Origin of the sequence: Acinetobacter sp. R933-2, assembly GCF_030325485.1 — a bacterium.
GTDB lineage: Bacteria > Pseudomonadota > Gammaproteobacteria > Pseudomonadales > Moraxellaceae > Acinetobacter > Acinetobacter sichuanensis.
Genome location: NZ_JACAIJ010000001.1, coordinates 67,552 through 89,180 on the forward strand (window position 1 = coordinate 67,552; position 21,629 = coordinate 89,180).

Annotated in this window: 19 protein-coding genes; 5 read left to right on the forward strand and 14 right to left on the reverse strand. The window is 36.2% G+C overall.

Annotated elements, in window-relative coordinates:
• Positions 1 to 6 precede the first annotated feature (6 nt).
• On the reverse strand, positions 7 to 1,134 hold the full coding sequence (locus tag HX005_RS00335; protein ID WP_286375891.1) for a Re/Si-specific NAD(P)(+) transhydrogenase subunit alpha: 1,128 nt from the start codon (positions 1,132 to 1,134) through the stop codon (positions 7 to 9).
• 882 nt (positions 1,135 to 2,016) lie between these two features.
• Here HX005_RS00335 and HX005_RS00340 point away from each other — a divergent pair.
• Positions 2,017 to 2,943, forward strand: a complete 927-nt coding sequence (locus HX005_RS00340; RefSeq protein WP_286375892.1) for a DMT family transporter — start codon at positions 2,017 to 2,019, stop codon at positions 2,941 to 2,943.
• Between the two features lie 12 nt (positions 2,944 to 2,955).
• Positions 2,956 to 3,822 (forward strand): LD-carboxypeptidase, encoded by an 867-nt coding sequence (locus HX005_RS00345; RefSeq protein ID WP_286375893.1) that lies wholly within the window; start codon positions 2,956 to 2,958, stop codon positions 3,820 to 3,822.
• Here HX005_RS00345 and soxR read toward each other — a convergent pair.
• On the reverse strand, positions 3,805 to 4,311 hold the full coding sequence (soxR, locus tag HX005_RS00350) for a redox-sensitive transcriptional activator SoxR (RefSeq protein ID WP_286375894.1): 507 nt from the start codon (positions 4,309 to 4,311) through the stop codon (positions 3,805 to 3,807). The genes HX005_RS00345 and soxR overlap by 18 nt on opposite strands.
• 73 nt (positions 4,312 to 4,384) lie before the next feature.
• Between soxR and HX005_RS00355 the strand changes: the two genes are divergently transcribed.
• Both HX005_RS00355 and HX005_RS00360 read left to right on the forward strand, forming a co-directional pair.
• Positions 4,385 to 4,816, forward strand: coding sequence for a RidA family protein (locus tag HX005_RS00355; RefSeq protein ID WP_107006724.1), 432 nt, complete (start codon positions 4,385 to 4,387; stop codon positions 4,814 to 4,816).
• A gap of 21 nt (positions 4,817 to 4,837) precedes the next feature.
• Positions 4,838 to 6,031, forward strand: coding sequence for an MFS transporter (locus HX005_RS00360; protein ID WP_286375895.1), 1,194 nt, complete (start codon positions 4,838 to 4,840; stop codon positions 6,029 to 6,031).
• Positions 6,032 to 6,351: 320 nt separating this feature from the next.
• Here HX005_RS00360 and HX005_RS00365 read toward each other — a convergent pair whose 3' ends face one another.
• Positions 6,352 to 6,996, reverse strand: coding sequence for a HEPN domain-containing protein (locus HX005_RS00365; RefSeq protein ID WP_286375896.1), 645 nt, complete (start codon positions 6,994 to 6,996; stop codon positions 6,352 to 6,354).
• Between the two features lie 367 nt (positions 6,997 to 7,363).
• On the opposite strand from HX005_RS00365, the gene dusA reads away from it, so the two are divergent.
• Positions 7,364 to 8,380, forward strand: coding sequence for a tRNA dihydrouridine(20/20a) synthase DusA (gene dusA, locus HX005_RS00370; protein ID WP_502872705.1), 1,017 nt, complete (start codon positions 7,364 to 7,366; stop codon positions 8,378 to 8,380).
• Between the two features lie 38 nt (positions 8,381 to 8,418).
• Here the strand turns inward: dusA and HX005_RS00375 are convergent, their stop codons facing one another.
• From HX005_RS00375 to HX005_RS00425, 11 genes are all read right to left on the reverse strand, one after another.
• On the reverse strand, positions 8,419 to 9,084 hold the full coding sequence (locus tag HX005_RS00375) for a CDP-alcohol phosphatidyltransferase family protein (protein WP_286375897.1): 666 nt from the start codon (positions 9,082 to 9,084) through the stop codon (positions 8,419 to 8,421).
• A gap of 31 nt (positions 9,085 to 9,115) precedes the next feature.
• Positions 9,116 to 9,505, reverse strand: coding sequence for a hypothetical protein (locus tag HX005_RS00380; protein WP_286375898.1), 390 nt, complete (start codon positions 9,503 to 9,505; stop codon positions 9,116 to 9,118).
• 187 nt (positions 9,506 to 9,692) lie between these two features.
• Positions 9,693 to 10,196 (reverse strand): hypothetical protein, encoded by a 504-nt coding sequence (locus HX005_RS00385; RefSeq protein WP_107006729.1) that lies wholly within the window; start codon positions 10,194 to 10,196, stop codon positions 9,693 to 9,695.
• Between the two features lie 122 nt (positions 10,197 to 10,318).
• Positions 10,319 to 11,092, reverse strand: a complete 774-nt coding sequence (locus HX005_RS00390) for a tRNA threonylcarbamoyladenosine dehydratase (RefSeq protein ID WP_107006730.1) — start codon at positions 11,090 to 11,092, stop codon at positions 10,319 to 10,321.
• 59 nt (positions 11,093 to 11,151) lie between these two features.
• Complete coding sequence (locus HX005_RS00395) at positions 11,152 to 11,922, reverse strand: hypothetical protein (RefSeq protein WP_286375899.1); 771 nt, start codon at positions 11,920 to 11,922, stop codon at positions 11,152 to 11,154.
• A gap of 79 nt (positions 11,923 to 12,001) precedes the next feature.
• Positions 12,002 to 14,758, reverse strand: a complete 2,757-nt coding sequence (gene acnA / locus HX005_RS00400; protein ID WP_286375900.1) for an aconitate hydratase AcnA — start codon at positions 14,756 to 14,758, stop codon at positions 12,002 to 12,004.
• A 119-nt stretch (positions 14,759 to 14,877) separates the two neighbouring features.
• The gene (locus HX005_RS00405; RefSeq protein WP_286375901.1) at positions 14,878 to 15,702 is read right to left on the reverse strand and encodes a TatD family hydrolase; all 825 of its coding nucleotides are present in this window, start codon (positions 15,700 to 15,702) and stop codon (positions 14,878 to 14,880) included.
• A complete protein-coding gene (locus tag HX005_RS00410) occupies positions 15,702 to 16,694 on the reverse strand; it encodes an RsiV family protein (RefSeq protein WP_286375902.1) in 993 nt (330 codons plus the stop codon). The genes HX005_RS00405 and HX005_RS00410 overlap by 1 nt, the downstream gene beginning before the upstream one ends.
• A gap of 91 nt (positions 16,695 to 16,785) precedes the next feature.
• A complete protein-coding gene (locus tag HX005_RS00415; protein ID WP_286375903.1) occupies positions 16,786 to 17,613 on the reverse strand; it encodes a hypothetical protein in 828 nt (275 codons plus the stop codon).
• Between the two features lie 107 nt (positions 17,614 to 17,720).
• Positions 17,721 to 19,310 (reverse strand): peptide chain release factor 3, encoded by a 1,590-nt coding sequence (locus HX005_RS00420; protein WP_286375904.1) that lies wholly within the window; start codon positions 19,308 to 19,310, stop codon positions 17,721 to 17,723.
• Between the two features lie 237 nt (positions 19,311 to 19,547).
• Entirely contained in the window at positions 19,548 to 21,617 is a 2,070-nt protein-coding gene (locus HX005_RS00425; protein ID WP_286375905.1) for a bifunctional diguanylate cyclase/phosphodiesterase, read from the reverse strand.
• Positions 21,618 to 21,629 lie beyond the last annotated feature (12 nt).

The following is a 21,629-nucleotide window of genomic DNA, read 5'->3' on the forward strand; positions in this document are numbered from 1 at the left end:
CTCTCCTTAACCACGTTTGAGCAGTACTTGACCGCCATGTGTTACTAGAAGTGCTTTTTGAATTTCGTCTTCTTGATTCAATTTAAAGTTTTTATCTTGATCAAATAAAGTTTCTACGAAATTAAACACGTTACGTGCATACAACGCTGAAGCTTCTGTCGAAACAGTTGCAGGAATATTTGGGATACCCAAAATAGTCACGCCATTATCTGTTACAACATTTTCACCACATTTCGAGCCTTCAACATTACCACCTGTTTCAACCGCCATATCAAGGATGATTGAACCTGGTTTCATTTTGGCAACAGTTTCGGCTTTAATTAAACGTGGTGCATCGCGACCTGGTAATAAAGCAGTTGTAATCACGATATCAGCATTTGAAACAGCTTTATCTACGATGATGGCTTGGTCTTTGATGTATTGCTCACCTGGCATCCATCCATAACCATTTTTAGCAGCATCAGCAGCTTTTTGCTTTTCTTCATCTGACATTGGCACGTCTAACCACTTACCACCAAGTGATTCGACTTGATCACGAGCTGTTGGGCGTAAGTCAGTTGCTTCTACCACAGCACCTAAACGTTTCGCCGTTGCAATCGCTTGTAAACCTGCGACACCAACACCCATAATGACAATACGTGCAGGCTTTACTGTACCCGCCGCAGTCATTAGCATTGGGAACATACGTTGATATTCCGCAGCAGCTAAAAGTACCGACTTATAACCCGCTAAGTTTGCTTGAGATGACAGTACATCCATATTTTGCGCACGAGATAATGTTCGTGGTAAAAGCTCTAACGCAAATGCAGATACTTGTTGTGAAGCAAACTGGTCAAGGTCAGGGTTACGATACGGATCAAACATTGCAATAATGGTTGTATTAGCTGCAAGTTTTTGAATTTCATTGCCTTGTGGAGCACGAACCTTCAAAACAAGCTGACTACCTGTATAGGCATCATCCGTAATTTTTGCACCGACCTGTTCGTAAGCACTATCAATATAAGCAGCTTTTTTACCTGCTCCACGTTCAATGACTACGTTATGACCAGCACTGATCAACTTTTTTACTGTTTCTGGTGTAGCAGCTACACGACTTTCACCGAGAACAGTTTCGGTTGGGATTCCGATCTGCATGAGCGTCCCTCAAGCTAATTTTTCTTCAAGTAAACATCGTGGTTACGATGTTTCCCCCTAGATGCATTTTGTTCTGAATTTTTGGATTCTAATTGAACTTTTTTAAAATACTACCCAATATTTATTTAATAAATACCCATATTTTGAACTCATGATTCACATTTATCATTTTATGACATACCCAACATTTATTTAAGTTAATACCATTTTAGATTTTTTGCTTATTTTTTTATCAAAAGTGAAATTTTTAAATGAAATTTCCCATTTTTATTTTGAGCATTTTTCCTGTTGCAACAAAATCATCAAACTTCAATTGGCTCTAACTACATTTAGCGTTATAAAATTGAACTTAATAAGTTTTAGATATTTATTTAGAAAACAAGCTTTTTATAAACCATTTTTTATAAATTAGCTTTTTTGACAATTTTACCGTGATTGATGGGTGATTTTATTGACTTATTTTTACTCAAAAACTGTCAATTATGTAAACAACTTATCATTACTTTTTTTAATTTAATTAATAAATAAAAGTACTTGTGTGAAATCATTTTATTTTTAGATTGGAGCAATAATTTAAACAACAAAAAAAAATTATTTTTTTTATTTGCCATTTTGCCAGATGATGACTAATCGGCGTTCCTGAAACACTTTGGCATAACATGCACATTTTTAGTGCATTATTATTTACATCCAAATCTGTGCTTTTTTAAATCGTTATTTATAGTTTGCAGCATCTTGAAAAAAATATTGTGTACATACATCAATTTCCTATTCCTTATTTTGATGGCATTAATTCTTTTTTTGCATTTCATCTCTAAATTGAGACTCTTTATACTAAAGTGATGGCATCTTTGATGCATTCTTTTGGATCATAATCATCATATGAAAATCTCATTATCGAGTGTGCAATTAGGATCTTTATTTGCTTTAGGTGCTGCATTTTTATTTAGTACCAAAGCAATTTTCATTAAACAAGCTTATGCCCTCTCTCCTCTAGTAGATGGAACGGTATTAATGGCTTTACGCATGGCAAGTGCATTACCTTTTTTCTTACTGATTTGCTGGCTAAATCGGCATCATAGTCGTGATTTATCTGCCAAAGACTGGGGCTTATTAGTTTTCGCGGGTTTACTGGGTTATTATTTTTCAAGCTGGTTAGATTTTTCAGGATTAATGTATATTAGTGCGTCATTAGAACGTATTATTTTATTTTTATATCCAACATTAACAGTGCTTGCTTCTTGTGCGATTTATAAGAAAAAGTTAAATTTTAAAAGTATTTTTGCCATTGCACTAAGTTATGGCGGTACTGTGATTGTGATGCTCCAAGAACAAAGCACGGTTGCACATGAAGGTGATTTTTGGCTCGGTGTAAGTTTAGTTTTTGCAAGTGCTGTAAGCTTTGCAGCCTATTTATTATTAACACCGCGTTTAATTGTACGTTTTGGTTCTTGGAATTATACAGGGCTCGCTTTAAGTGTTGCGTGTATTGGGACTTTGACTCATTTTCTCGTTGTCACACCACAACCTTTTGTATTATTAGCACAACTGCCTAGTCAAATTGTTTGGTACGGTATCGCGCTTGGGCTTTTGGTCACCGTTTTACCGACTATTTTAATCGCACAGAGTATTTCTCGTTTAGGCGCAGCACAGTCTGCAATGATTGGTTCAATTGCTCCTATTTTAACTATTATTCTTGCTGTTGCATTATTAGGCGAACATATGAATGGGATTCAATGGTTAGGTTGCATCTTGAATATCATTGGTGTCATGATGATTACCCTGTCTAAGAAGAAACTCGCACAATAATCTAGGTAAATTATGCATTTTCAAATTGTTGCACCAAGTGCGTGTGTAGAAGCTGATAAAATTGAGCTTGCACAAAATCAATTAGAGCGTTTAGGGCATCAAGTGAGTTTAGCTGAGCATGTTTTTGCACAGCATCGTTATCTTGCTGGTACTGTGGAACAACGTGTTCAAGATTTAAAAACAGCATGTACAGATCCAAACATTGATGCGATTTGGTGCGCACGTGGTGGAACAGGCGCAGCGATGCTTTTACCATATTTAGGAAGTTGGATTTTAAATAAACCACTTATTGGTTATTCAGATAGTACTGTTTTATTAAATTATATTGCTATGCATGACGGAGCAGCGATTCATGCACCTGTATTTCAGGAAATTGCCTGTAAAAATTTGCACAATGCACTTTTATCTACTGATGCACTAAAAACCATTGCCTTATTACATCACAATACGGTTAATCATTATCCTTTAATTGCACTCAATTCATTTGCTCGGCATTTTGAAATAGAAAATTTAAAAGTTTTAGGTGGAAATCTCACCGTACTCAGTACTTTACAAGGCACACCTGACAGCTTAAAGCTCAACCAAGCCTCTATTTTGATGCTTGAAGATGTTGGCGAACCTTATTATCGAATTGAACGGTCTTTTGTACAACTTTTACAAAGTATAGATATTTCATTATTAAAAGCAGTTGTTTTAGGTGACTTTTATCATTGTCCACAAAAAAATGTCCCGCACAGCCTCATAGAAATTTTTAATGAGCATTTAGAAGCACTGAAAATCCCGCTCTATCAGTGTGATTGGTTTGGGCATGGTGAGCATAATCGCCCGTTTTGGCTGGGTAAAAAAGGCATGATTCACCATTCACAATTGATCATCTGAGCGTTCATGTTCAGAACTTTCTTTTTCCAATAAAGTCATTAATACATGTGCAAAGTGTGCCCCAGCAGATTGTTTTGCGAGTTGATCATCAGGATTGCGGAGTGGGCACTGTTGTAAAGATAAGCAACCGCAACCAATGCATTTATCTAATTGATTGCGTAATTGTAAAAGTGAGATAATTTTTTCATCAAGCTGCTGCTGCCAAGTGCTCGACATTTTTGCCCAATCTTTTTTGCTAGCAATTTGTTGTTTAGGTAAAACTGAAAATGCCTCATGCACTTGCTGTAAGCTGATACCCACTTGTTGCGCGACCTTAATAATAGCAATACGGCGTAACATAGCTCTTAGATAACGCCGCTGATTACCTTGTGTGCGTGTACTCCAAATCAGTTGTTTTTCTTCATAAAATCTTATTGTTGCAACACTAACACCACTTCTTTCTGCCAACTCACCAATACTTAACCATGTATTTAAATCTTGTTTTTCCATTTTTTGCTTGACCTCAAGTTAACTTGAGCTTTGATACTAGCAAAACTTTAAAATGAACCAAAGACTTATAATCATGCACTCAAAATCCTCACTTTCTCGTATTCAAGCCTTTACTTTAATTAATCCAAATACACTTTATAACCCACGCGCATTTGCGTATAGTCACATCGCTGAAGTGAAGCATTTTTTGCGTATTCTTCATATTTCAGGACAAGGTGGTGAAAACCAACAAGGACAATTGTCTCGAGACTTTGCTGAACAAACCCATCAAGCATTTCTCAACTTACAACATGCTTTAGAACACGTTGATGCTCATATTTTGGATATCGCGATGTTACGTATTTTAGTGGTTGATCATAGCCCTAAAAAGCATCAGTTTTTAATTCAGGAAATGCAGCTTTTGTGGAAAGATCATCCTTTTCCAGCTTGCACATTAATTCCTGTTCCGTGTCTTGCACTACCTAGCATGCTGATAGAAATTGAAGCAACTGCTTATTGTCTATGAACCCGTTATGTGGAGTTCTTTATGAATCCTGAACTCGATATTAGCCAAAATAAATCTTTATTATGGCTAATGGCGATGGCCTGCGGTTTATGCGCAGGGGCAAATTATTATTGCCAACCTCTTGTACATTCAATTCAACAATATTTTGATGTACCTCAGTCTCAAGTCGCACTGACTGTGACCTTTGCACAAGTATCTTATGCTTTAGGGCTTTTATTGATTGTTCCTGTGGGCGATATTGTCAATAAAACGAAATTTATTCCCTTACTGATGTTCTTTGCTGCCATTGGCTTAATGCTCTGTGCCTTTGCTGTCAATCTACCGATGTTATGGATCGGTACAATTATTACTGGGTTATTTTCTGTTGCAGCACAGGTTTTAATTCCATTAGCAACCATGGCAGTTAAACCTGAAAAAACAGGTGAAATCGTTGGTTTTTTAATGAGTGGTTTATTGGTTGGTTTATTACTATCAACAAGTTTAGCAGGCTTATTATCCAATCTATTTAACTGGAAAGTGATCTATGCTGTCAGCTCAATCTTAATGCTGATATTAGCATTTTTACTGAAAAGCCGTTTACCCACAGTACCCACCTTTAAAATGAGTTATGGCAAAATTTTCCAGTCTATGGCAAAACTTTTGCTTGAAGAGAAACGGTTAGTCTATCGTGCTTTAATTGGTGGTTGTGCTTTTGCGGCAATGAGTATTTTATTTTCAACGATTGCAATGCTCTTAACCTCTAAGCCTTTTGAATTACCTGATGTGATGGTTGGTGTTGCAACTTTAATTGGTGTTTTCGGTGCTTTAGGTACAGCCAAAATAGGAAAAATCGCAGATCGTGGTTATACCAATGTACTCACCTTCATTGGCGTGATTATTTTAGCCATCAGTTGGGGGTTTTTATATCTAGGTGGCACGTCTCTCATCAGTTATATTTTAGGTTATGGGATTATCAGTTTAGGTCTAGCTATTGTGCATACAAGCAACCAAAACATCATTTTCCGCTTACGCCCCGATGCAAAATCTCGTATTAACTCCATTTATATGACTGCTTATTTTACTGGAGGCGCGTGTGGTTCAGCTTTAGGTGTATATGCATGGCACCATGGTGGTTGGATGCTGACATGTATGGTCGGTTTTGGTTTGGTTTTAGCTGCTGCCTTTTTTGCTCTCTTAGATCGTTTATATTTAAATAAACAACAAGTGGGTGTTTAATTATCATGAAAAAAGAGGCGGTATTCTTAAATGTATGCTGATTTGATCATTGAAGAAATCAGTAGAATATATTTTGCACTGCCCCATTTATATTGCAAAATTTAAACTCCTTTGCGTAGGCAACATCTTACTTTTTAAGGATAAAAAGTAACAAAAATCCTTTGTTGGGTAAAGGGGATATCCCTATCGCCCTTACCCAACGGCGACATCCATGTCGCCTGCGATAGCATCACTCCGTTAAGTTTAATTTTATAGATTAAATGAGAATATAATGTAAAATGCCATCAGCATACTTTTTGAAATATGATCGGGATTCTTTTTTAAGATACTTGCACCACTGGATAAAAAGGCTTTCCTAAATCTAAAATCTTTTCATTTTCCAATAAAATATGCATAAATATAGGCAATAATGCTGTCAAAATATTTGAAGAATCTTGTAATTGGCTACGGTTTATTGAACTTTTATAAGTAGAACCACCATGCATAATTTGGTTTCTTAAAGTATATAAACGATTAAAAATAATATAGAGCACTTCAACACTATCTTTTTGTTGCAAAGCACGATGAACTTTAATTTTGTCTTGTTCAAAACTCATTTTCCAATCTTGTTGGCTTATTTTTTGATTTTGAAAATCCCAAAATGGCTGAAAAGTATAATGATTATCTAACAAAATCCGAATTGCATGACTATACTTCGTCCAAATCAAATGATAAATTTTATGTTCAGTATCTGCTTGACATATATCAGATAAAAACTTTCTAAACTGTTGTCGGTCTTTCAATTCATGTAGATCTTTCGCATAAATTGCATTAAATGAAATCCATAAGCTGATAAATTTTAAATCTAAAGCATCATCCAATAATACAGCTTGCTTAAGCCAACTCAAACCACGATGTATTCTTAAATTAAATGAGTCAGAAAACTGAGCTTTCTTACTTTTATAGGTCTCTTCTAATACCAACATTTCTCAGCCCTCATCATTGTATTTATATAAAATTACCATACTCAACTTTAAAAGATGGCTCAAGCATAAAGACTAAAAATCCATTAAAAATGACTTTATTTTCAATATTTTCCTGTTCGATCAACTTAAAAATCCTCTTTTCATTTGCTTTGATTTTTATTTCAATCTCGCGGCTTAGTATCAAATGTATCGCTTTTGAGTTTTATGTTAATATTGCACAGGGTTGGTTATTGCTTGGTTTAACGCGATGACGATACCTTCTTATTTCTGCCTTTGCTTTTATCTTCCTCAAGTTTCTTTAAGCATCAGATTGCAACCTATAGATGTAAACAGGCTCCACAAACACTGATTAAGAGTATGATTTTTAATGACTATTGACAAAACCATTGAAACCAGCAATTCACCACGAATCAGTGTTGCGCCGATGATGGATTGGACAACAAAAGATTATCGTTTCTTTGCTCGCTTGTTTAATCCAAATGTCATTCTTTATACAGAAATGGTCACGACTGGTGCAATTATCTATGGTGGTGCAAACCGTCATTTAGACTATAACAACGAAGAGCATCCTATTGTTTTGCAACTTGGTGGTTCTAACCCTAAAGAACTTGCAACTTGTACCAAAATGGCACAAGACTGGGGTTATGATGAAGTCAATTTAAATGTAGGCTGCCCAAGTGATCGGGTCCAAAACAATAAAATTGGTGCTTGCTTAATGGCTGAACCAGACCTTGTTGCTGAATGTATTACAGAAATGCGTAATGCCGTTGATATTCCTGTCACAGTTAAACATCGTATTGGGATTGATGACATGCAATCTTATGAAGAGATGTTGCATTTTGTTGATACAGTTGCCAAAACAGGCTGTAATAATTTTATTGTGCATGCCCGAATTGCTTTGCTAAAAGGCTTATCGCCAAAAGAAAATCGTGATGTTCCACCATTACGTTATGAAGATGTTTATCGTTTAAAACAAGAACGTCCTCATCTTCTGATTGAAATTAATGGTGGCATCAAAAGCTTTGCAGAAACACAAGAACATTTAAAACATGTTGATGGTGTGATGATTGGTCGGGAAGCTTATCATAATCCCTATTTATTGGCTGAATTGGGTCAATTGTGGAATTTAAGCCTTCCTGACCGCTTTGAGATTATGGATCAAATGCTGCCATATGTTGCAAAACGTATGCAAGAAGGCGCACCTCTTTCGATCATTACACGTCATATTTTAGGTTTATTTCAAAATCTTCCGGGTGCACGAAAATGGCGTCAAGCTTTAAGTGGTGGTAATGCAAAAACGTTCGCTGACCTTGAAAATGCAATGGTCAATATCAAAGAAGCAATGAAGCGAACTGAAGATTATTTATTAGAAAAACAAGTTTAAAATCAGAAGCTCCCAATCAGGAGCTTTTTTCATTGATCTTATTTTTTTTCTAAAAAGTGATAAGCCAAAGATGCTCTACGCCAATTCGTCAACACACAGCCTAAATTTAAAATAATCAAAGCAATCAACATTACATAATCATGCTGCCAAAAGTACTGCTCAAATGCAGTGGCAATACATGCAAAAGTAAGCAATGCCATACGATGTTGTTTAGCCATAGGTCCTGTAAAATTTGCAGGTGCGCCAATCGACACTGCTAAAGTACGAATATAGGCTGTGAGCACTGCTAAAAGTGCGCCACACCAACCTAAAATATCACCGTAAGTGACACTCACGATAGAATAGCCCGCAGCAATAATAATCAAAGGATCTGATATTCGGTCAGGAATATCATTAAATAACTCACCAGAAGCAGTCGACTTTCCACCTTCAATTGCGACCAAGCCATCAAATAAATTACATAATAATCGACCTTGAATCAGCAAGGCTGCCAACACATATAATACAACCTTCTGCCCTCCACCATATTGCGGCACGATCAGCAAACAGATCGCTGCAAATAGAGCAAAAACAATACTCAGCAAAGAAATGTGATTTGGTGTAATTGATTTTTGACTCAACCAACGTGCAAATTGATTGACCAAACCCACACCACGAACTTTTAAGGGACGACGATTTTCAGGTGTACTTTGTTCATCAGTCATATCAATAGTCTCACCATCAATTTATTAAAAATTAAAGTTGTTTATAGAGTTTAAAATTCGTAAAAAAGGCAAAAAGTAATGCCACAGTTAAAGCAGGTGTAACTGTTTTTAAAATTGCAGGCGTCTGAATCAGATGATGTACTGTCAGCAAAAGACTTCCTGTCAAAAAAATTGTACAAATAGGAGGAAGTATCAGTTTAAACCACTTATTTTGATAAAAATTAAACTGCTTTTCCACTAAATGAGTAATAAATAATGTAATGAGAAAACTACAAATACCTTGCGCTAAGCCTGAAATAATTCCTGATCTTAAATCACTTTGATTCATATTGACATAAAATGACCATGATCCCCACAATAAAAAAGCAAAAAAAGCTGATAAAAAATTATAACGCTGTGTATTTTTAATTTTATTATTCATTAAAATCATCAGTCAATTGATTAAAAAATTACCTTAACTCTATTAGATTGCTCCTATGGATTCAATATGACTTATTAAGGTTTTTTGCTGTCTTTTATAGATGAAACATCATCATTATTTCTTTTACTTATTTTGGCAGTGGCTCTATACCTAGTGTATGAGAGCCATTTTATTCATGATTTTTTTGTTATTCTACTATGTCTGCCGCAGCTACAGCTTCAGAAGCTGCGGACTGTGGATCTTCTTCTGAATAATATTCTGCATCATCAGCCACAGCATCTGTATCGGCTTCGGGTTTAGAGTAAGAAAGATGATCTTCTGCCTCAAGTTGAATGCTTTGTAATTTTGCATCTAACTCTTTTTGATATTTTTCTAACTCAATATTACGAACAAAATTGAAATTTTCGGCTGGAATTTCCCAAATATAACGCTCCCCATCCATCAAAATATTCACTGCTATACGGTGCGTTTGCCCTTCATACTCAACCTCAGCCAAACCTTTATATTGATTACCTGCTTGTTTAACAACAGTCAAATTTAGAACCTTAAAATGATAATCTTTAAACTGTGCTTGAGTATCAAATTCATTTTGGATTTGGGTTTTGACATCTTGAGCAATCTGATCGGTAGAAACAAAATAATTGCACCCTACTGCAAAAACAATAAACAAAGCTAAAAAAAATTGACGCATTTCCCCTCCAAATACGAAGCTTTTCAACTCGCAGTATGTCACGATTTAAATAGAAAATAGAATGCATAAAACCTGACGCTTGAGTAAATTCTCAGGCTTTATTTTTCTATTCGATATAAAGTCTATTTATTCTTTGCTGCTAATTTATCTAGTCTTTTTAAGACTTCAGCCACAGCAACCATCGCAAAACTAGATGTGACCACGACAGCCGAACCATAGCCACCACAGCGCAAACCTGCACTTGCACAGACATCTGCGCTAGAAAATGGATTATCAATCGAATAAACACAAGTAATACCAAACTTATCTTTTGGTTTTTTACAGATGCCCATGCCACGTAATTGTGTACGTAATTTTGCTAACATCGGATCTTGTTCAGTTTTCGATAAATCAGCGACTCGAATTTTCAATGGATCTAGTTTTCCACCTGCGCCACCCGACACAATCAATGGAATTTTATTGAAACGACAATGTAACATCAATGCCAGTTTAGCTTTGACATCGTCAATACAATCTAAAATAAGATCGGGTTTCTCAAGCAAAATTTCTTTAATATTTTCAGGAGTTAAATAGTCATCCACTAAATTTATTTTAATATGCGGATTAATTTGACGACAACGCTCTGCCATCACTTCAATTTTTTCATGCCCCAAAGTCGAAGTCATCGCAGGAAGTTGGCGATTAATATTTGAAGCAGCAATCGAATCCATATCAACAAGTGTCAACTCACCAATCCCTGTACGTGCTAAAGCCTCTACTGCCCAAGAACCTACTCCACCAATTCCGATCACCATCACATGACTTTTTTCATAATATTGAAATTCTTCATCACCATAAATTTTGGCAACGCCTGCAAAACGGCGGTCATATTCATCATTTTGAAGTACATCTGTCATGGCTAAAATCTAAAATTTATAAAATCCTGCCCATTTTAACAAACTCAGCTTTAAGAAAGCTAATCCCATGCTTTAGGAAGCAAAATTGCATCCTGACGGTTGTCTTTTAACACATAGTTTTTATGCTCACGAATCGGTTTTGTTCCCGTATCAGAAGCTGGAGAAAAATCGGCTTGATAATCATATTTTATTTGCCATGTATAAGGTTTTATATAGGCAATTTGAGTATCCAAACTATATTCATCATGGCATTTACCCTGACTTTCCTTATATTGCTGTTCAGAAAAACAAGCACGAATCATACGATACATTGATAATGGAATATTCTGAAAAACTTGTTGATATTGCCCATTATTTTTTAGCTGTAAGAAGTCAACGACTTCTTCTTGTAATCCACCACCTGAATAACCTTCTGACCATGTTTGAACAATTCCTAGAGCATAATCCTGTTCATTAATAGGAAATAACTTAGGAAAAATATACAGATGTTGATCTTCATTTTTTAGTGTGGAATCAGAAACTGCCCAACGTGCAATTTGACTTTTTGGCTGATAATTTGAAAAATCCCAACGTTTTTCGATGTGTAATTTGTTATTTACAAAGCCAAGTTGATAAAATTTTAAATGATCAATTAAATAATAGCGTTGCTGTGCGGTTTTATATAGGCTCCAAACAGGTTTATCACGACATTGTTGTGGCAGAAGGTAACATAACTGTTCCATCTGTTGTGTACTGATATTTTGCTTTTTGAGCACAATGTCTTGTGGTTTGGCAAAGCCAATATTTGGAGTCAACAATAGACCTAAAATGAAATGATGTAGTTTGCTCATTTATATACCTTTTATTATTTTTGGACTGAAGTTAAATAAAAAAGCCCTACATTCAGCAGGGCTTAGAAAACTGACTTTTTTATGAAGCAATCAAATTGCGCAACACATAATGCAAAATACCCCCTGCTTTAAAGTATTCAACTTCATTTAAAGTATCAATACGACATAACACTTTAAATTGTTCAATTGAACCATCTACACGCTTTAATTCAACATCTAAACTTTGATGAGGTTGCAATCCATCCGACAAAGCTGTGATCGACAATTGTTCATGTCCTGTCAAATTTAAACTCTGCCGTGTTTGCCCATTAATAAACTGTAAAGGTAATATCCCCATTCCAACCAAATTCGAACGATGGATACGCTCAAAGCTTTCCGCAATGACAGCTTTGATCCCAAGTAAATTTGTGCCTTTAGCAGCCCAATCCCGTGACGAGCCTGTACCATATTCTTTACCTGCAATAATAATCAAAGGCGTATTTGTCGCTTGGTATTTCATTGCAGCATCATAGATTGCAAGTTTTTCTCCTGTTGGAATATAAAGTGTATTGCCTCCTTCTTCTCCACCGAGCATCTCATTTTTGATACGAATATTGGCAAATGTTCCACGCATCATAACTTCATGATTACCACGTCGTGAACCATAAGAGTTAAAGTCTCGCGGTTCAACGCCTTGCTCTTGTAAATAACGTCCTGCTGGGCTGTCTTTTTTGATATTTCCCGCAGGTGAAATATGGTCAGTTGTAACTGAGTCACCAAGTACAGCTAAAATATTTGCCGCAACAATATTTTCAATTGATTTTGCAGGCTGATCAATTCCTTCAAAAAATGGTGGATGACGGATATATGTCGATTTTTCATCCCACTCATACGTTTGGCTATCTGGAATTTGAATCGCTTGCCATTTTTCATCACCATCAAATACTTGGGCATATTCTTTATGATACATCTCAGTATTGAGTTGTTTTAAAACATCATCAATTTCTGCTTGGCTCGGCCAGATATCTTTTAAATAGATATGTTGACCTTGTGGGTCTATACCTAAAGGCTCTTGGGTAATATCTTTGCGAATTGTGCCCATTAAACCAAATGCGATCACCAAAGGTGGCGATGCTAACCAATTGGTTTTTACTAATGGATGTACACGTCCTTCAAAGTTTCGGTTACCTGAAAGTACCGAAGCTACATTTAAGTCATAACATTGGATTGCATCTTCAATTGGTTTAGGCAGAGGACCAGAATTACCAATACATGTTGTACAGCCATAGCCGACCAAGTTATAACCCAGCTGATCTAAATAGGGTGTTAATCCCGCCGCAGCCAAATAGTCTGTTACGACTTTTGAGCCAGGTGCAAGTGAACTTTTCACCCAAGGTTTTCGCTGTAAACCTTTTTCAACTGCTTTTTTTGCCAAAAGTCCCGCAGCCAACATCACACTTGGATTTGAAGTATTGGTACATGAAGTAATGGCAGATATGACGACATCACCATCGACCAATGGATAACGCTTACCATCAATCACACAATGCGGTTCATCATTTTGTAAAGCAGACTGTTTCGCATCAACTGCACCGCCTGCTCCGCCCTCATTCATCAGACGTTCTCTGTCTTCTTTAGCTGGCTTTAAATCAAGTGCAATCAAGGCATCAAATACTTGCGGAATATCAGCCAAAACCACCCGATCTTGTGGGCGCTTTGGTCCTGCAACACTGGCTTGTACCGTTCCCATGTCCAAACTGAGTACATCAGTAAAAATAGGTTCATCACCTGTATTGCGCCACAATCCTTGTTCTTTACAATAAGCCTCGACGAGTGCTATTCGGTCATCTTTACGCCCTGTGAGTTTTAAATAATCTAATGTAATTTCATCAACAGGAAAAAAACCACACGTTGCACCATATTCAGGTGCCATATTGGCAATAGTTGCACGGTCAGCCAAAGCTAAATCAGCAAGACCATCTCCATAGAACTCAACAAATTTTCCAACAACACCTTTTTTACGTAACATTTGCGTAATGGTTAAAACCAAATCTGTTGCCGTAATTCCTTCGCGTAATTTTCCTGTTAATTTAAAACCAACAACTTCAGGGATGAGCATCGAAATGGGTTGCCCTAACATGGCTGCTTCAGCTTCAATTCCCCCTACTCCCCAGCCAAGTACGCCCAAACCATTGATCATAGTAGTATGTGAATCTGTTCCTACTAAGGTATCTGGAAAAGCAAAACTCACGCCTTCACTTTCCCCTAACCAGACCGTTTGTGCTAAATATTCTAAATTGACCTGATGACAAATTCCTGTTCCTGGCGGTACAACACTAAAGTTATCAAAAGCAGACTGCCCCCAACGTAGAAATTGATAACGCTCACCATTACGCTGCATCTCAATTTCCACATTTTCTTCAAAGGCTTGTGCTGTTGCAAAATGATCAACCATCACAGAATGGTCAATCACCAAGTCGACAGGAGATAAAGGATTAATTTTTTCAGGGTCAGCACCTGCTTTAGCCACAGCTGCTCGCATCGCTGCCAAATCAACAACAGCAGGTACACCTGTAAAATCTTGCATCAAAACTCGTGCTGGTCGGTATTGAATTTCTTGATCAGATTTTTGGGTTTTCTGCCAATTGACCAGCGCTAAAATATGTTCAGTTTTAACTGTAATATCATCTTCAAATCTAAGTAGATTTTCCAATAAAACTTTAAGTGATTTTGGGAGCTGTGAAAAATCATCTAGCTGCTTTTGTGCCTCTTGCAGACTAAAAATCTGGTATTGTGCTGAACCGATATTTAAATTTTTCAATGCTTGGAAACTGTTTTTTTGACTATATTTGACCATAGGTCACTCCTTCGGCTAAACATATTTTTATTGCAGGGCAAGAAGTTATTATTCTAATGTAAGCCAATTCGGGCAAAGACGTGTTATTGATTGGTTAATTTTCTACCAATTTAAAATTTCTAAGCTGACAAATGTAAAGCTTGTAAGGAGTTTTCCCAAACGATTGGAGCAATCTGCTCAGGTGTACGGTTCAATGTTGCCGCCAAACCTTGCAGTACAAAAGTTAAGTTTGCAGGTGTATTACGTGTGCGATGTTGCTGCAAACTTTGGCAGCATAATGGCGTCATATCAGGACAGTCAGTTTCTAATACTAAATGCTCAATGCCTACAGCTTGCACCACTGCATGTAGTTTTTTGGCATTAGGGTTGGTAATTTGCCCCGTGATTCCGAGTTTAAAACCCATTTTTATGAAGGCTTTGGCTTCTTCTATTCCACCGCTAAAAGCATGAGCAATCCCACCTTGTTTAAAGTGATGGTGTTTTAAAATCTGTAATACATCAGCATGAGACTTACGAATATGTAAAAGAATCGGTTTGTTAAATTGTTGTGCAAGTTCAATTTGTGCTACAAAAAAATCTTTTTGTTTTTGTAATAACTCAGATTGTTTGTGTTGTTTTAAAAAAGTATCTAAACCTATTTCACCAATCGCAATACATTGCTCATTTTTTAATATCTGTTCTAAATCTAATAAATCAGAATCTTGATGTTGTTCAATATAAAATGGGTGTAAGCCTGGTGCTAAATAGCTTTGTGGTGCATGGATCAGTCGATTTAAATAATGATGCGTATCAATTAAATTGGCAAAACGTTCTTGTACAAATCCAATTAAAATAAGACGCTCCACTCCCACAGCCTTTGCCTGATACGCAAGATGTTCTCGATCTATATCAAAATCTTCCACATCAAAATGTGTATGCGTATCAAACAAAGCCAATGGAGTCATTAGTTTTTCGCTACAGGTAAAGCTGCTGATGCAGGTTGATCCACCAGTAATTCAGCAGGTAAATATTCTTTCTTTAAGACCATTTTGAGTTGCTCATATGGAATTTCTAAACGTGGTAATCCTACGACATAAGGACCAATTTCATATTCAGCATATTGTAAAATTAAGCCTTGTTTACCTAAATAGAAGTTATTTGATAGCTTAAATTTCCAAACTTGCTCATATTCTTCTAGGCTATTGGCGAGTTTATTTGTACTCACCCATGTTTTAAAAGTTTCATACGCCAATTTTTCGAGTTGTGGTTTCTGCCCTGACTCAATTAAATCATCTAAATTTACTTGTTTTTGATGTTTCAAATCAAAATTAAAATAAGTTTGGGCTGATGCACCATGTGCACCACCTAAGTAACTACTGGTATTAAGTACAACTGTTGCTAAAGGCTCTTTGGAGTTTAAGATTTTAGGGCTTACAGAAACACTGATTTTACTACTTGCACCTAGACTTTCTAACTCCTGCTGCAACGCAGTAAAGGTTTTAACATAAGGTTTTAGTTGCTCTGCCATAGATTGCACAGGTGTTTTTGCTGCATTGGCTGCAATGACGCTGCTTGAGGCTTGTTGTTCTTGCTGTTCCTGCTGTTGCTCGGTTTTTTCTTTTTCAGCTTGTACAGTTTTACTTTGATGCGCAATATCCAAAATTTGTTCTAAATTTTTTAAAATCGCTTGGTCAATAATACTATCGACGACAAATTGATTGGTATGTAAACGCTCTACTGAAAACTCAGGGCAACTATTTCCATTACATTCAGGTAGTTCAACAGCAATTTTTTCTGTTTCACCTTGTAAAGTCAGTGTGGTATCTTCAACTTCTGAGCTACTTTTTTGCTCAATCTTCTGTTCTTGCTCTTTTTTTTCAACTTTAGGCTGACAAGCAGATAATGCAAAAGTAACCATCAGTATGGACAAAGCAAGGGTGTGTTTCTGATTTAACATCTCATAAAACCTTCAACAAAATTGAATAAAGAAGCATGCTATTAGCTTATGCTTCCTCAGTACGCTGCTCAATCTTTATTTGTATCAATCCTTAGAACATTTGTTGAAAAATATCCGATTTTAAAACATCTTGCGTTTGCTGCTTTGAAAAATAAATATCAAGCTGCTTCGCATCTTTTTCAATTTCACCAGAACGATAATGCAAACCGATCCCCTCACCATCAAAAAACCAATCTGACTGTCCCCAATAAAGTTTTTTAGGCACGACTTTTTGCACTTCATGGTCTTGATCTTTTAACCATATTTGGTATTTTTCTTGTACCCAACTGTTCAGTTTATTTTGCTGATTTGGCTGAATAACATCTAAAATACTTAAACTTTTCTGAGTTTTACGATCAGCTACAAAAAAATACTGACGTTCTTTAACCGCAATTTCTGCCTGTTGAGTATTGACTGAAATTTGCAATAAAACATACTGATTTCGCTGCGATGCCATTCGTGTGCTTAAATGCAATTCATAGGCTTTATTTTTAGAAAATTCATCTTGCCATGCATCTGACTTTTTGACATAAGCATTAACCGCTTGTTGCAAAGTCATATTCTGTTTTAAACCAATCTGATCTTGGATGACATTTGCTTGATGCTGAGCGATCCACTGATTGAGCCATTGATCTTGAGTTTTAATGGTTTTTATTTCAATTTCAATACAATTTTTCTTTTCACAAAAAGGCACAGCATAGTCGGCTTTTGCCTCCTGAATATTTAAATAGGGTAAAACTTCTGCTTTTTCTACAGGCTTTTCTGGTGAAGTTTTTCCTTCAGCTTTTTTTTGTTCTTGTTCATGTTTATTATTTGAATCACATGCTGACAAAAATACACTGAGGCAAAGCATCAGCATAAATTTTTTTTGAATGTGCATTGCATTCCTCATGGTTGTCCTTCATTCAAATATATTTTGATCTAAAAAAAACAGCTTCACAAGGAAGCTGCTTTGATTAAATTTAGTTTTATTTCACAATCGAAAAATTAATGTTCACGTGTCGCACGGAATTCGATGTCAGGATAACGCTCTTGCATCAACTGTAAATTAACACGGCTTGGTGCTAAATACGTTAAATGACCACCACCATCTACTGACAATTGATCATGTGCTTTTTTCTTGAATTCATTAAATTTCTTATCATCGCTACAAGACACCCAACGTACTGTATTGATACTTACAGGCTCATAAATACAATCAACTTTGTACTCTTCTTTTAAGCGATATGCGACAACTTCAAACTGAAGCACACCAACAGCCCCAACAATCAAATCATTACTGTTTTGTGGCATAAAGACCTGAGTTGCGCCTTCTTCTGAAAGCTCCTTCAAACCTTTTTGTAATTGCTTAGATTTTAATGGGTCTTTTAAACGTACACGACGGAACATTTCGGGTGCAAAATGTGGAATACCCGTGAATTGTAATTTTTCACCTGAAGTAAAAGTATCACCAATCTGGATCGTTCCGTGATTATGCAAACCAATAATATCACCCGGCCAAGCTTCTTCTAAATGCTGACGATCGCCCGCCAAGAAAGTTAAAGCATCACTAATTCGAATGTCCTTATCAATACGAACATGTTTCATTTTCAAGCCTTTTTCATATTTGCCTGAACAAATACGCATAAAAGCAATACGGTCACGATGTTTTGGATCCATATTTGCTTGAATTTTAAAAACAAATCCTGAAAAACCTTCTTCTGTCGCTTCAACCATACGTGCTTCAGTTGGATGCGCTTTTGGTGGTGGTGCATAATTACTAAATGCATCTAACACATGGTCAACACCAAAATTACCTAATGCTGTACCAAATAATACAGGTGTTTGACGCCCAGCAAGAAATTCTTCTCGATCCAAAGGCTCATTTGCCATTTGCACCAACTCTAAAGACTCTTCAAAAGCAGCCCATGCCAACTCACCTACTTTTTCACGTAAGTCAGCATGATTATAACCATCACGTATTTCTATTTCGGTAATCGTTGAGCCAAAACCTGCTTTATAAACGTAAAATTTTTCTTCAATTAAATTAAATACACCTGCAAAATCACGTCCTGTACCTAACGGCCATGTCAGCGGTACACATTTAATTTTGAGGACATTTTCAATTTCATCAAGAAGTTCTAATGGCTCACGAATCTCGCGGTCCATTTTATTTACAAATGAAATAATCGGTGTGTCACGCATACGACACACTTCCATCAGTTTGATGGTACGATCCTCGACACCTTTTGCCCCATCAATCACCATCAACGCTGAGTCAACCGCAGTTAAAGTACGATACGTATCTTCAGAGAAGTCTTCATGCCCCGGGGTGTCGAGCAGGTTAATCATTTTGTCTTTAAATGGAAATTGCATGACAGAAGTCGTGATCGAAATCCCACGCTCTTTTTCCATTTCCATCCAGTCAGATGTCGCACCACGATCTGACTTACGGCTTTTTACCATACCTGCGACTTGAATGGCTTGCCCCCACAACAACAGTTTTTCTGTCATGGTGGTTTTACCAGCATCGGGGTGGGAAATGATGGCAAAGGTTCGACGCGCCGCAACTTCTTTTGCTAATTGATCTTTAAACATACATTAAATCTTAAATTGATACACACAATTGCACTCAGCGTAAAAATGACTGAGTTTGTGTGAAAGAAAATGAATTGAAAATTGGCGTAATTGTATATGAATACCAATCTGTCTGCTAATAAATTAGACGTCTTTCCTTGATCTCTGCTTATTTCTGTTATTTTAATAAACTTAGCTCAGCCCATATCAAGCTTTCAATAAGGCTCGAAAAAAACCAATAAATATAATAAAAAACCGTTATGAAACAAAATGATGTTGTTCTAAATTTTCAATAGGCAATGGCATACCTAATAAATAGCCTTGTAGTTGTTGGCAACCTAATCGTTTTAAAATTTGTGCTTGTTGTTCTGTTTCTACACCTTCAGCAGTGACAATTAAGCCCAGTCGTACTGCTAAATGGATAATACTTTCTAAAATAATTTCATCTTTTGAACCATCGGATAAATTACGAATAAATTCACGATCAATTTTCAACTCATCTACAGGTAAATTCTTTAGATATAAAAAGCTTGAATGTCCTGTACCGAAGTCATCAATTGCCAATAAAATTCCTAAAGCTCTTAGATGTTCAAATGTTTGAATACTGCTTTCAATATGATGCATGGCTGTAGATTCTGTAATTTCTACAATCAACTCTTTGGCTTGAATTTGATACTTTTGCATTAAATTATCTAAAGTTGTAATTAAATGCTTATGTTCAAACTGCATCGCTGACAAATTCACTGCAATTGGACAAAATGGCATTCCGCGTTGATGCCATGATTGCAACTGAATACATGCCTGTTCTAATGCCCAATATCCCATACGGATAATTAAACCCGTTTGTTCAGCCGCTTCAATAAATTTATTCGGTGCTAATAAACCTAAAGTCGGATGTTGCCAACGGATTAAGGCTTCTACACCACAGACATGATAATCTGCGGTAAATTTAGGCTGATAATATAAAATAAACTGTTGTTCATCGACCGCTGCATATAAATCGTTGATCAATTTTGACTGATGGCGATGTTTAAAATAATGATCTGTATTTTGATTATAAATACAAAAAGTATTACGTCCCTGCTCTTTTGCTAACATTTTTGCAGTATCTGCATGGATCAATAAATCTTGTAAAGATTGCCCATGATCAGGATATAACACAACACCCAAACTGGCTGAAATATTGATTTGCTTTTCATCAATTAAAAAGCGTTGTTGAATCTTTTCTAAAATTTTTTCTGCAAGCGCTTCAAGTTTAACTTCTTTAATTTGTGGGACAATGACTAAAAACTCATCGCCACCTAAACGCAATAAAGTTTGGCTATCATCTAAAACTGTTTGTAACCGTGTGGTCAATGCCACTAACAAATCATCACCAACCTGATGACCAAAATTATCATTTACCGCTTTAAAAAAATCTAAATCTAAATAGATCAAAGCAAATTTTTGATGACTTAACTTATAACGTTGAAAGAGTTTTTCAATATGATCTTCTAAAAATAGACGATTGGGTAATTTAGTCAAATTATCTTGAAATGTCAGATTTTCCAACTGTCGATTGGCGTTTAAAAGCTGCAAACTACGTTCTTCTAAGCGCCAATCTAAAATGGCAACGGCTAAAATTGAAGCAAAAATTAAAAAGCTAATAAATATAATCACAAATAAAGGAATACCTGAGCCTGTATGAAGATTATGAGCAAAACCTGATGAGCTTTCATCAAGATCATGTAAAGTAGCCGCACTTAAACCAATAATATGCGTACTCACAATATTTAAGGCAATAATTGTAGAAATTGTTGTTTTATAAATTCTTTGATATTTAACTGTATGTTTATAGGTTAATGCTAACCAAAAAGAAAAACAACATCCCACAATTGGCGTCATGACAGATAAAAACACAAGAATCAAATCATAATGAATTTCATGATGAGGAATAATCAGCCCAAACATTCCCACATAATGCATGCCTGCAACCCCACACCCCATCACAATTGCCCCTAAAATCAGGCGAATGAAAGACGGTGTTGGTCGAGATGTTAACCAAATTGCAAAAAGACTTGATGCAGTGGCAATAAAATAAGAAAGTGCTAAAAATGCAAGATTAAAAGAATACTGAACAGGAAAACTATAAGCAAAAATAACAACCAAATGCATAGACCAAATGCATAGACCAAATAGCATCCCGCTTAATATAAAAAGCATCAGCTGTTGATAACTATGTTTCAGTTTCAATACGATATGTTCTAGTGAAAAAGCAATATAACAAATCGCGGTGATAGCACAAGCTCCCCCTACGATTAAACTGCCATCATACCCAAAATAATTCATAAAAAATTATCT